The 12271-nt window shown below is 52.8% G+C and carries 9 protein-coding genes; 7 read left to right on the top strand and 2 right to left on the bottom strand.

Features of this window, described 5'->3' with window-relative positions; all coding sequences use genetic code 11:
• Nucleotides 1-433: 433 nt before the first annotated feature.
• Both ampG and NNN71_RS03460 read right to left on the bottom strand, forming a co-directional pair.
• Nucleotides 434-1918: a muropeptide MFS transporter AmpG gene (gene ampG, locus NNN71_RS03465; RefSeq protein WP_271457884.1), complete on the bottom strand. Its 1485-nt coding sequence runs from the start codon at nucleotides 1916-1918 to the stop codon at nucleotides 434-436.
• A 46-nt stretch (nucleotides 1919-1964) separates the two neighbouring features.
• On the bottom strand, nucleotides 1965-2543 hold the full coding sequence (locus NNN71_RS03460) for a lipoprotein (RefSeq protein WP_271457883.1): 579 nt from the start codon (nucleotides 2541-2543) through the stop codon (nucleotides 1965-1967).
• A 297-nt stretch (nucleotides 2544-2840) separates the two neighbouring features.
• Between NNN71_RS03460 and bolA the strand changes: the two genes are divergently transcribed.
• The 7 genes from bolA to ppiD all read left to right on the top strand — a co-directional run bounded on the left by bolA (nucleotide 2841) and on the right by ppiD (nucleotide 12174).
• Nucleotides 2841-3158, top strand: a complete 318-nt coding sequence (bolA, locus tag NNN71_RS03455; RefSeq protein ID WP_064547920.1) for a transcriptional regulator BolA — start codon at nucleotides 2841-2843, stop codon at nucleotides 3156-3158.
• A 334-nt stretch (nucleotides 3159-3492) separates the two neighbouring features.
• Nucleotides 3493-4791, top strand: a complete 1299-nt coding sequence (tig, locus tag NNN71_RS03450) for a trigger factor (protein WP_064547922.1) — start codon at nucleotides 3493-3495, stop codon at nucleotides 4789-4791.
• 242 nt (nucleotides 4792-5033) lie between these two features.
• Nucleotides 5034-5657, top strand: a complete 624-nt coding sequence (gene clpP / locus NNN71_RS03445) for an ATP-dependent Clp endopeptidase proteolytic subunit ClpP (protein WP_035894303.1) — start codon at nucleotides 5034-5036, stop codon at nucleotides 5655-5657.
• A gap of 134 nt (nucleotides 5658-5791) precedes the next feature.
• On the top strand, nucleotides 5792-7066 hold the full coding sequence (clpX, locus tag NNN71_RS03440; RefSeq protein WP_064547924.1) for an ATP-dependent protease ATP-binding subunit ClpX: 1275 nt from the start codon (nucleotides 5792-5794) through the stop codon (nucleotides 7064-7066).
• 183 nt (nucleotides 7067-7249) lie between these two features.
• Complete coding sequence (gene lon, locus NNN71_RS03435; protein ID WP_163445929.1) at nucleotides 7250-9604, top strand: endopeptidase La; 2355 nt, start codon at nucleotides 7250-7252, stop codon at nucleotides 9602-9604.
• Nucleotides 9605-9813: 209 nt separating this feature from the next.
• Nucleotides 9814-10086 (top strand): nucleoid-associated protein HU-beta, encoded by a 273-nt coding sequence (gene hupB, locus NNN71_RS03430; RefSeq protein ID WP_002444653.1) that lies wholly within the window; start codon nucleotides 9814-9816, stop codon nucleotides 10084-10086.
• 213 nt (nucleotides 10087-10299) lie between these two features.
• Nucleotides 10300-12174: a peptidylprolyl isomerase gene (gene ppiD, locus NNN71_RS03425; RefSeq protein ID WP_163445930.1), complete on the top strand. Its 1875-nt coding sequence runs from the start codon at nucleotides 10300-10302 to the stop codon at nucleotides 12172-12174.
• Nucleotides 12175-12271: the final 97 nt, after the last annotated feature.

The raw sequence follows: 12271 nt of genomic DNA, 5'->3' as shown, positions 1-12271 counted from the left end.
GCGTTTAAAGTGTGGGGTCATTTTACGGGAAGGTTGCATTACTGTAAACATCATTGGGGCTCTGTCAGTTATGTGTTACCGGGTTCTGCCGTGCTTGTCACAGATGTTGCCGAATGTGTCTATTTTTCAGGCGGAATGCCCATCTGACGGGCGTTATAACGAAAGGGGGCATAAGGGAAGGGTTAGGATGGCAATTGGTATAACCATTGTCAAAAATATACAATTAATTAACAATTAATCATCAAATAAAAGACAATTAAAAAACGAAAATTTAATTGGTCTGCTGCTGAATCGGTTAAAGAAATAAAGCCTGTTTTAAACGCTCCAGTAATTTCCAGAATTCTAAAGCGCACAAAAGCGCAAATAAAAAATTTCATATACGATGCGTGAGTTATTATTACGCGTAGTGATTACGTCGGATAGGTCGCATTTTTTACTTATTTAGTGGAACCGACGTTTTACGCAGAGCCAGATAGTCAAGCAGGCAGCCGACAACGATGCCAACAAAGGCAATCGCTACCCCCGCTTCAAGCACCCTCGCTGACCACGATAGCGCTGAGAAATCCAGCGCATCGCTGATTAACATCAGCAGCCAAATACCCAGCAGCGCAACACCCACTAACAGCAGACGCAGCGCCAGACGATAGCCGCCGCTATAGTCCGTACGCGGCATAAACTGCTCGGTTTGCTGGGTATACTCCAGCGTTTGTCGGCAGACGAGCAGCAAGAAGATTCCCGGCACGGCGGCGACCACGGAGAAAAGATAGAACGCTGGCCAGCCGTGGGCTTCAACAAACCAGCCGGCAATTGGCCCGACGTACACGCGACCTACGGCAGAGAGTGCCGACAGTAGCGCAAACTGGGTGGCGGAAAACGACTTATTGCATAACGTCATCAGCAGGGCGACAAACGCCGCGGTGCCCATACCGCCACACAGGTTTTCAAAGAACACCGCCGCCGCCATCGAGTAGAGGTGTTTATCGGTGACCGACAGCATCCAGTAACCGGCGTTGGAGACACCCTGCAAAATACCGAAAATGAGCAGCGCGCGGAACAACGTCAGACGCTGCATCAGCACACCGCCGTACAGTGCGCCGACGATGGTCGCGAATAAGCCAAGGGTTTTGTTGACCATCCCGACCTGGCCTGCGTCAAAGCCAACGCCGCGAATCAGGAAGGTGGTGGTCAGGCTCATGGCGAAGGCATCGCCGAGCTTGTACATCACAATCAGCAGCAGGATCAGCCACGCGTTGTTGCGGCCAAAGAAATCTTTTAATGGCGCAACCACCGCTTGCTCAAGGCTTTTAGGTACCGGAATAACGTCGCTTGGTTCCGGCGCCAGAAGGGTGGTGATAATACAGGGCACCAGCAGCGCGGCCATCAGCCAGTACATGCCCTGCCAGCCCAGCCATTTATCAGCCAGCCACAGCGCTAAACCGCCGGAAACCAGCATCCCCAGGCGGTAGCCCAGCACGCTAATTGCCGCACCGGCCCCGCGCTCTTCGGCGGGCAGCACGTCGGTTTTCCAGGCGTCGAAGACGATATCCTGCGAAGCGGAACAGAAGGCGATAACAACCGCCAACGCCGCCATCCAGCGCAGCTGTGTGGCGGGTTCAAGGAAACCCATCGCCGCAATGGCGGCAAGCAGCAAACATTGGGTGGTTAACAGCCAGCCGCGACGACGCCCGAGGAATGGCGGCGTATAGCGGTCCATGACCGGAGACCAGAGAAACTTAAACACATATGCCTGTCCGACAAGCGAGAAGAAACCGATGGTTTTCAGGTCGATATTCTCGACCGTCATCCACGCCTGGAGCGTCCCTGAGGTCAGGGCAAGCGGTAAACCGGACGCAAAGCCAAGAATCAGCAGAATGGCTGATTTCGGTTGCTGAAAAATTCGCAGATAGTGAGCAGACATAGGCGTATACGTTCAGACCCGGCGAGGTGCCGGGTCTGAGACAGGATTAACGAGCGTTCTGTTTGATGAAATCGTGGATCGCGGTGTCCTGGGCCATATCGGCGATGGTGTCGCTCAGGACGCTATCAACGGTATTGGCGATATTCTGGTTGGAGGCCTGGAACGCGCCCTCAACGGAATAGTTAGAACGGTAGTTTTTGGTCATCTTGCTACCGTTCGCGGCGGTCGCGATGATAGCGATATCCGCTTTGGTATTGATGTTGTAACGCACGTTACCCTGGGAAACGTCGGCGTACAGCTGATTAACGATGATCTGCAGGTTTACCGCACCGTTCGGGCCAATCATGTAGCCACGCGCGGTCATCTGTTTTTCCAGCACTTCTTGCATCAGGAAGCGCAGGTCGCGGGAAGCGGTCAGGGTCACCAGCTGGTTGTTGCGAGTGACTTTCGCCAGCGCCTGATCCTGACGCTGGTCGGCGCCGGTAATGCTGACGGTCACGCCCATCAGGCTCGGATCCTGCTGAGGCAGTGTGATTTTCGGCGACACGTCAACGGTGGTCGGCGGCGTTGCGCATCCTGCCAACATAAACAGTGCTACCAGTGGGAAGAGGATTTTTTTTAACATGTTAGGGTTCTCAAACGCATTGTTTACTGAAAATTCCCGCCATCATAACATCGCCAACGGTCAGGGGAAGTAGGCAATGCATGTAATTTCATCGTGTTGGTGCTTTTCTGCAACAAGAAGCGGTTTGCGGCAGGATTTCAGATGAGGACGGATTGTAAAAGGCGTTAACTTCATCTACTTGACAAATAAAATGAGGCGAACGCTAATTTTTTGTTGCCTTTGTGTAATGGAATCAGTAAAAGCGGCTAACATTTAAAGGGATAGGCGGCATCTTAACGTTGTCGGAGGAGTAATATCATGATGATGCGTGAACAAATCGAAGAAAAATTAAGGGCAGCGTTTGATCCTGTGTTCCTGGAAGTTGTCGATGAAAGCTACCGCCACAACGTACCGGCAGGCTCAGAGAGCCACTTTAAAGTTGTGCTGGTGAGCGATCGCTTTACCGGGGAACGCTTCCTGAATCGCCACCGAATGATCTATGGCACCCTAACAGAGGAGTTTGCCTCCACCGTACATGCTCTGGCACTGCATACCTACACGCGTAAAGAGTGGGAAGGTTTACAGGATACCGTTTTTGCCTCGCCGCCGTGTCGCGGCGCGGGGACTATCGCGTAGAAAAGGCATTTGCAACGCGGAACTTTTCCAGTATGTTGCGTACAGATTATGAGAAAACGGCCTGCGGGCCGTTTTGTTTTGTCTGAATTTTGAGCGCTAAAAACAGTATTCAGACAAAAATTAGCCGGGAATTGTGAAAAATGCCGCAGCAACGCGTGATAACCGTTCTCGACTCATAAAAGTGATGCCGCTATAATGCTGCGTCTTATTTTTCGGAATGTCTTCGGGATGATTCTGGCTACAGGGAATGGTTTCTGATTAAAAGAGAACGTCCCAGTACTGCAAGGCATGATTCAGAGTTGACCGAGCACTGTGATTTTTTTGAGGTAACAAGATGCAAGTTTCAGTTGAAACCACTCAGGGCCTTGGCCGCCGTGTAACGATTACTATCGCTGCTGACAGCATCGAGACCGCTGTAAAAAGCGAGCTGGTCAACGTAGCGAAAAAAGTACGCATTGACGGTTTCCGTAAAGGTAAAGTACCGATGAATGTTGTTGCTCAGCGTTATGGCGCTTCCGTGCGTCAGGACGTGCTGGGTGACCTGATGAGCCGCAACTTTGTTGATGCGATCATCAAAGAGAAGATCAATCCGGCTGGCGCACCGAACTACGTTCCGGGCGAATACAAGCAGGGTGAAGACTTCACCTACGCAGTAGAATTCGAAGTGTACCCGGAAGTTGAGCTGAAAGGTCTGGACGCTATCGAAGTTGAAAAACCGGTTGTTGAAGTGACCGAAGCCGACGTTGACGGCATGCTGGACACCCTGCGTAAGCAGCAGGCTAACTGGAAAGACAAAGACGGCGCTGTTGACGCTGAAGACCGCGTAACCGTTGACTTCATCGGTTCCGTAGACGGCGAAGAGTTCGAAGGCGGCAAAGCGACTGACTTCGTACTGGCGATGGGCCAGGGTCGTATGATCCCGGGCTTTGAAGACGGTATCAAAGGCCACAAAGCAGGCGAAGAGTTCACCATCGACGTGACCTTCCCGGAAGAATATCACGCTGAAAACCTGAAAGGTAAAGCGGCTAAGTTCGCGATTACCCTGAAGAAAGTTGAAGAGCGTGAGCTGCCGGAACTGACTGCTGAATTCATCAAACGTTTCGGCGTTGAAGATGGCACCGTTGAAGGTCTGCGCGCTGAAGTGCGTAAAAACATGGAACGCGAGCTGAAAGGCGCGGTACGTAACCGTGTGAAATCTCAGGCGATCGAAGGCCTGGTGAAAGCGAACGAAATCGACGTTCCGGCTGCCCTGATCGACAGCGAAATCGACGTTCTGCGTCGTCAGGCTGCTCAGCGTTTCGGTGGCAACCAGCAGCAAGCGATGGAACTGCCGCGCGAACTGTTCGAAGAGCAGGCGAAACGCCGCGTTGTTGTTGGCCTGCTGCTGGGCGAAGTGATTCGTACCCACGAGCTGAAAGCTGACGAAGCACGCGTTGCTACCCTGATCGAAGAAATGGCTTCCGCCTACGAAGATCCGAAAGAAGTTATTGAATTCTACAGCAAAAACAAAGAGCTGATGGAAAACATGCGCAGCGTCGCTCTGGAAGAACAGGCTGTTGAAGCGGTTCTGGAAAAAGCGAAAGTGACTGAAAAAGCAACTTCCTTCAACGAACTGATGAACCAGCAGGCGTAATTTCGCTTCCCGGTTTACGGTTTTGAGAAAAACCCGTTGCCTTTTGGTGACGGGTTTTTTTTTATTGCAGCGATAAATAAAGCTGACATGATAAAACGCCGTTTGGGTGTTAGCGTAACAACAAAATATTGTTATGCTTGAAATAGGGTAAGATCGTACCCATTACTGGGGGAACGAATCACTCGCCGCATCTCTATAATCAGAAAGCTGTGGCTATTTTATTTATTATCCAGGAGACGGAAATGTCATACAGTGGCGAACGAGATAACTTTGCACCCCACATGGCCCTGGTGCCGATGGTCATTGAACAGACCTCCCGTGGCGAACGTTCTTTTGATATCTACTCCCGTCTGCTTAAAGAGCGTGTCATCTTTCTGACCGGCCAGGTGGAAGACCACATGGCGAACCTGATTGTGGCGCAAATGCTGTTTCTGGAAGCGGAAAACCCGGAAAAAGACATTTACCTGTACATCAACTCCCCAGGTGGCGTGATTACGGCTGGGATGTCTATTTATGACACCATGCAGTTCATCAAGCCGGACGTCAGCACCATCTGTATGGGGCAAGCGGCGTCGATGGGCGCGTTCCTGCTGACCGCAGGCGCAAAAGGTAAGCGCTTCTGCTTGCCGAACTCCCGCGTGATGATTCACCAACCGCTGGGCGGTTATCAGGGCCAGGCGACGGATATCGAAATCCACGCCCGTGAGATCCTGAAGGTGAAAGGACGTATGAATGAGCTTATGGCGCACCATACCGGCAAGTCTCTGGAGCAGATCGAAAGCGACACTGAACGTGACCGCTTCCTGTCCGCTTCTGAAGCCGTCGAGTATGGCCTGGTTGACTCAATTTTGAGTCAACGTAACTAATGTCATGACGGCACGTGCCGCTGCACGGTATATAATACTAAGGGCGGCACAACGCTTGCGTAGCAGCTTGCGCTTAAGAATGGCATTTGCGTCGTCATATGCGGCACAAAGAACTTAAAAAGAGGTTTTGACTCATGACAGATAAACGCAAAGATGGCTCGGGCAAACTGTTGTACTGCTCTTTTTGCGGCAAAAGCCAGCACGAAGTGCGTAAGCTCATCGCCGGCCCATCCGTGTATATCTGCGACGAATGCGTCGACTTATGTAACGACATCATTCGCGAAGAGATTAAAGAAGTGGCGCCGCATCGTGAACGCAGTGCTCTGCCGACGCCACACGAAATTCGCCACCACTTAGATGACTATGTTATCGGTCAGGAACAGGCGAAAAAGGTGCTGGCCGTTGCGGTCTACAACCACTACAAACGTCTGCGTAACGGTGATACCAACAACGGCGTTGAGCTTGGCAAAAGTAACATTCTGCTGATCGGCCCAACCGGTTCCGGTAAAACCCTGCTGGCAGAAACGCTGGCTCGCCTGCTGGACGTTCCGTTCACCATGGCGGACGCCACCACCCTGACCGAAGCGGGTTATGTGGGTGAGGACGTTGAAAACATTATTCAGAAACTGCTGCAGAAGTGCGACTACGACGTACAGAAAGCGCAGCGCGGTATTGTTTACATCGATGAAATTGACAAGATTTCCCGTAAATCTGACAACCCGTCGATTACCCGCGACGTGTCCGGCGAAGGCGTACAGCAGGCGCTGCTGAAGCTGATTGAAGGCACCGTAGCGGCCGTTCCGCCGCAGGGCGGACGTAAGCATCCGCAGCAGGAATTCCTGCAGGTTGATACCTCGAAGATCCTCTTTATCTGCGGCGGCGCGTTTGCCGGTCTGGATAAAGTGATCGGTAACCGCGTTGAAACCGGTTCGGGTATTGGCTTTGGCGCGACGGTGAAATCGAAAACGGATAAAGCCAGCGAAGGCGAACTGCTGAGCCAGGTCGAGCCGGAAGATCTGATCAAATTTGGTCTGATCCCTGAGTTTATCGGTCGTCTGCCGGTGGTAGCAACGCTGACTGAGTTAAGCGAAGAAGCGCTGATTCAGATCCTCAAAGAGCCGAAAAACGCCCTGACTAAGCAGTACCAGGCGCTGTTCAACCTCGAAGGTGTGGATCTGGAATTCCGTGATGAAGCGCTGGACGCTATCGCCAAGAAAGCCATGGCGCGTAAAACCGGCGCCCGTGGCCTGCGTTCCATCGTGGAAGCCGCGCTGCTCGAAACCATGTACGATCTGCCTTCCATGGAAGACGTTGAGAAAGTGGTCATCGACGAGTCGGTCATTGCCGGTCAAGGCGAGCCGCTGCTGATTTACGGCAAGCCGGAAGCGCAGCAGGCATCTGGCGAATAATTCACCAGTTCATACAATCAGTTAATCAAAAAGGGGGGATTTTATCTCCCCTTTTATTTTTCCGTATTCATAGCGTTGAATGTGTGGAATACATCCCCATATACTGGTTACATGTTAATGGTTGTGTGAAGCACAGTCGCATGACCAGTTTACCTGGCGGACACTAAACTAAGAGAGAGCTCTATGAATCCTGAGCGTTCTGAACGCATTGAAATCCCCGTATTGCCGTTGCGCGATGTGGTGGTTTATCCGCACATGGTCATTCCCTTATTTGTAGGGCGGGAAAAATCTATCCGTTGTCTGGAAGCGGCCATGGATCATGATAAAAAAATCATGCTGGTCGCCCAGAAAGACGCTTCAACGGATGAGCCGGGTGTAAACGATCTTTTCACCGTCGGGACCGTGGCCTCTATTTTGCAAATGCTGAAACTGCCTGACGGTACGGTCAAAGTACTGGTTGAAGGCCTTCAGCGCGCGCGTATCACCACGCTGTCTGATAACGGCGAGCACTTCTCGGCGAAGGCGGAGTATCTGGAATCGCCGGAGATTGAAGAGCGCGAGCAGGAAGTGCTGGTGCGTACGGCAATCGGTCAGTTTGAAGGCTATATCAAGCTGAACAAGAAAATTCCACCGGAAGTGCTGACGTCGCTGAACAGCATCGACGACCCTGCGCGTCTGGCGGACACCATCGCTGCGCATATGCCGCTGAAGCTGTCAGATAAGCAGTCCGTTCTCGAGATGTCCGACATCAACGAACGCCTGGAATACCTGATGGCGATGATGGAGTCGGAAATCGATCTGCTGCAGGTTGAGAAGCGTATTCGCAACCGCGTGAAAAAGCAGATGGAAAAATCGCAGCGTGAGTACTATCTGAACGAGCAAATGAAAGCCATTCAGAAAGAACTCGGCGAGATGGACGACGCGCCGGACGAAAACGAAGCGCTGAAGCGTAAGATCGACGCGGCGAAAATGCCGAAAGAGGCGAAAGAAAAAACCGAAGCCGAACTGCAGAAGCTGAAAATGATGTCACCGATGTCAGCGGAAGCGACCGTGGTACGCGGCTATATCGACTGGATGGTGCAGGTGCCGTGGAACGCGCGCAGCAAGGTCAAAAAAGACCTTCGCCAGGCGCAGGAAATCCTCGATACCGACCACTACGGCCTGGAGCGCGTGAAAGACCGCATCCTTGAGTATCTCGCGGTCCAAAGCCGTGTGAACAAAATCAAGGGGCCGATTCTGTGCCTGGTAGGGCCGCCGGGGGTAGGTAAAACCTCTCTGGGTCAGTCTATCGCTAAGGCAACCGGTCGCAAATACATCCGTATGGCGCTGGGCGGCGTGCGTGATGAGGCGGAAATCCGCGGCCACCGTCGTACCTATATTGGCTCGATGCCGGGCAAACTGATCCAGAAAATGGCCAAAGTGGGCGTTAAAAACCCGCTGTTCCTGCTTGATGAGATCGACAAAATGTCTTCTGACATGCGTGGCGATCCGGCGTCTGCACTGCTGGAAGTGTTGGATCCCGAGCAGAACGTGGCGTTCAGCGATCACTACCTGGAAGTGGACTACGATCTCAGCGACGTGATGTTTGTGGCGACCTCGAACTCCATGAATATTCCGGCGCCGCTGCTGGATCGTATGGAAGTGATTCGTCTGTCCGGTTATACCGAAGATGAAAAGCTGAACATTGCCAAACGCCACCTGCTGCCGAAGCAGATTGAGCGTAACGCCCTGAAAAAAGGCGAATTGACGGTGGACGACAGCGCAATCGTCGGCATCATCCGTTACTACACGCGTGAAGCGGGTGTCCGTAGCCTGGAACGTGAAATTTCGAAACTGTGCCGCAAAGCGGTTAAACAACTGCTGCTCGACAAAGAGCTGAAGCACATCGAGATTAACGGCGACAATCTGCACGATTACCTCGGCGTTCAGCGCTTTGACTACGGTCGCGCCGACGACGAAAACCGCGTGGGTCAGGTGACCGGCCTGGCGTGGACGGAAGTGGGCGGCGACCTGCTGACCATCGAAACCGCCTGCGTACCGGGTAAAGGCAAGCTGACCTACACCGGTTCGTTGGGTGAAGTGATGCAGGAGTCCATTCAGGCGGCGCTGACCGTGGTGCGCGCGCGCGCGGAAAAACTGGGTATCAACCCGGATTTCTACGAAAAACGCGACATTCACGTTCACGTGCCGGAAGGGGCAACGCCGAAAGACGGCCCGAGTGCCGGTATCGCGATGTGTACCGCGCTGGTTTCCTGCCTGACCGGTAACCCGGTGCGTGCAGACGTGGCGATGACGGGTGAAATCACCCTGCGTGGCCAGGTGCTGCCGATCGGTGGTCTGAAGGAAAAACTGCTCGCAGCACACCGTGGCGGCATTAAGACTGTTCTGATTCCTGATGAGAACAAACGCGATCTGGAAGAGATTCCAGACAACGTTCTGGCGGATCTGGACATTCACCCGGTGAAACGAATTGAGGAAGTTCTGTCCCTTGCGCTGCAAAATGAGCCGACCGGCATGCAGGTTGTAACCGCAAAATAGTGACCTCGCGCAAAGAGCGTTAATAAAAAGCGGGCTGGCAAGCGTAAACTGACTTGCCAGCCTTTTTTTGTCTCGCTAATTTAGACGGCTGGCAGGTGTGTCGTCGACAACGGGTGTTGTAAGGGCATGGGAGTCCTGATATAACTGCTCCGCGATCGCACCCTGAAGGATTCAGGTGCGATATAAATAATAAAGAGAGGAAGAGAACAGTGAACAAATCTCAACTGATTGACAAAATTGCTGCTGGCGCGGATATCTCCAAAGCTGCAGCTGGACGTGCGTTAGATGCTTTAATTGCTTCTGTTACTGAATCTCTGCAAGCTGGGGATGACGTTGCGCTGGTAGGTTTTGGTACCTTTGCTGTTAAAGAGCGTGCTGCCCGTACTGGCCGCAACCCTCAGACCGGTAAAGAGATCACTATCGCTGCCGCGAAAGTACCAGGCTTCCGTGCAGGTAAAGCACTGAAAGACGCGGTAAACTGATCGCTTTCCCGCTAAGGGAATGTGGCAAAGTACAAGGGCGCATCATCTGATGTGCCTTTTTTTATGGCTTATTGCGTACTTTTAAGCGTTTATATGCGGTCTGTGCTGACAACCGCCCCGGTTTCTTGTCAAAATACGCCCTCACGCGCAGTGGCCACACGTGGTATGCTGCACGAGGTATAAAAGTCACCTACAGCGGAGTGTTGTTACACCATGATGGACAATTTACGCACGGCAGCTAACAGTGTCGTGATCAAAGTCATTTTCGGTCTCATTATCGTGTCGTTCATTTTGACCGGCGTGAGTGGTTACCTGATTGGCGGTAACAATAATTTTGCCGCGAAAGTGAATGGCCAGGAAATCGGCCGCGGCCAGTTTGAAAATGCCGTTGCCAGCGAACGTAACCGTATGCAGCAACAGCTGGGCGATCAGTTCTCCGAGCTGGCGGCCAACGAAAACTACATCAAAACAATGCGTCAGCAGGTACTGAACCGCCTGATTGACGAAGCGCTGCTGGACCAGTATGCGAAAGACTTAGGTCTTGGCATCAGCGATGAGCAGGTGCGTAAAGCGATTTTTGCTACCCCGGCGTTCCAGAACGACGGCAAATTTGATAACACCCGCTATACCTCGCTGGTGAATCAGATGGGCATGACGCCTGACCAGTATGCTCAGGCGCTGCGTAACCAGTTAACCACTCAGCAGCTGATTAACGCCGTTGCAGGCACCGACTTCATGCTGCCGGGCGAAACCGACCAGCTGGCGGCGCTGGTATCCCAGCAGCGTCTGGTGCGCGAAGCGACCATCGACGTCAACGCACTGGCGGCAAAACAGCAGGTGAGCGATCAGGAAATTTCCAGCTACTACGAACAAAACAAAGGTCAGTTCGTGGCGCCGGAACAGTTCCGCGTCAGCTACATCAAGCTGGATGCAGCGGCAATGAGCCAGGACGTCTCTGACGACGATATCCAGTCTTACTACGACCAGCATCAGGATCAGTTCACTCAGCCGCAGCGTGACCGCTACAGCGTGATTCAGACTAAAACTGAAGCGGAAGCGAAAGCCGTGCTGGACGAGCTGAACAAAGGCGCTGACTTCGCTGAACTGGCGAAAACCAAGTCTGCCGATATTATCTCTGCACGTAACGGCGGTGATATGGGCTGGCTGGAAGCCTCGACGACCCCTGACGAACTGAAAAATGCCGGGCTGAAAGAGAAAGGCCAGCTGTCTGGGGTGATTAAATCTTCTGTTGGCTTCCTGGTCGCACGTCTGGATGACGTTCAGCCTGCGGTGGTAAAACCGCTGGCGGACGTACGTAAGGACATTGCCGACAAAGTGAAGCAGGAAAAAGCGCTCGACGCATTCTATGCCCTGCAGCAGAAAGTGAGCGACGCGGCGAGCAATGATAACGACTCCCTGGCAGGTGCAGAGCAGGCGGCAGGTGTTAAAGCCGTCGAAACTGGCTGGTTTGACCGTAATAACCTGCCCGCTGAGCTGAACTTCAAACCGGTATCTGACGCTATCTTTAACGGCGGTCTGGTTGGCGAGAACGGCATGCCGGGCAGCAACTCCGATATTATTACCGTCGATGGCGATCGCGCCTTCGTACTGCGCGTGAGCGAGCACAAAGCCGAAGCGGTGAAACCGCTGGCCGACGTGAAAGCGCAGGTGACCGATATCGTTAAGCACAACAAAGCTGAACAGCAGGCGAAACTGGATGCTGAGAAGCTGCTGGTGGCGCTGAAAGACGGTAAAGGTGACGAGGCGATGAAAGCGGCGGGTCTGAGCTTTAGCGCCAGTAAAACGCTGAGCCGCGCGGGTCAGGATCCGCTGAGCCAGGCGGCCTTCTCACTGCCGCTGCCGCAGAAAGATAAACCAAGCTTCGGTATCGGCAACGATATGCAGGGTAACGTGGTTCTGCTGGCGCTGGACGAAGTGAAAGCAGGCGAAATGCCGGAAGCGCAGAAAAAAGCGATGGTGCAGGGAATTACCCAGAACAATGCCCAGATCGCTTTCGAAGCGATGATGAACAACCTGCGTAAATCCGCGAAGATTAAGCTCGGCGATATCATCGACCAGCAGCAATAATCGGAACTCGCCTCGCATAAATTTGTAATGCGATGAACATACCAAAGGCCGCTTTCGCGGCCTTTTCCACATTTAAAATCCGCCTTTTGCACGGTCT

It is taken from the genome of Kluyvera sp. Awk 3, from assembly GCF_028069715.1.
GTDB classification, from domain to species: domain Bacteria; phylum Pseudomonadota; class Gammaproteobacteria; order Enterobacterales; family Enterobacteriaceae; genus Kluyvera; species Kluyvera georgiana_A.
Note: the sequence above shows the minus strand (reverse complement) of the source record. Positions and strands in the feature narration are given on the sequence as shown.

Bases quoted from the DNA above. Each gene is read 5' to 3' on its own strand.
- tig (WP_064547922.1), top strand. From the start codon at position 3,493: ATGCAAGTTTCAGTTGAAACCACTCAGGGCCTTGGCCGCCGTGTAACG.
- bolA (WP_064547920.1), top strand. From the start codon at position 2,841: ATGATGATGCGTGAACAAATCGAAGAAAAATTAAGGGCAGCGTTTGAT.
- ampG (WP_271457884.1), bottom strand. From the start codon at position 1,918: ATGTCTGCTCACTATCTGCGAATTTTTCAGCAACCGAAATCAGCCATT.
- clpP (WP_035894303.1), top strand. From the start codon at position 5,034: ATGTCATACAGTGGCGAACGAGATAACTTTGCACCCCACATGGCCCTG.
- NNN71_RS03460 (WP_271457883.1), bottom strand. From the start codon at position 2,543: ATGTTAAAAAAAATCCTCTTCCCACTGGTAGCACTGTTTATGTTGGCA.
- lon (WP_163445929.1), top strand. From the start codon at position 7,250: ATGAATCCTGAGCGTTCTGAACGCATTGAAATCCCCGTATTGCCGTTG.
- clpX (WP_064547924.1), top strand. From the start codon at position 5,792: ATGACAGATAAACGCAAAGATGGCTCGGGCAAACTGTTGTACTGCTCT.
- ppiD (WP_163445930.1), top strand. From the start codon at position 10,300: ATGATGGACAATTTACGCACGGCAGCTAACAGTGTCGTGATCAAAGTC.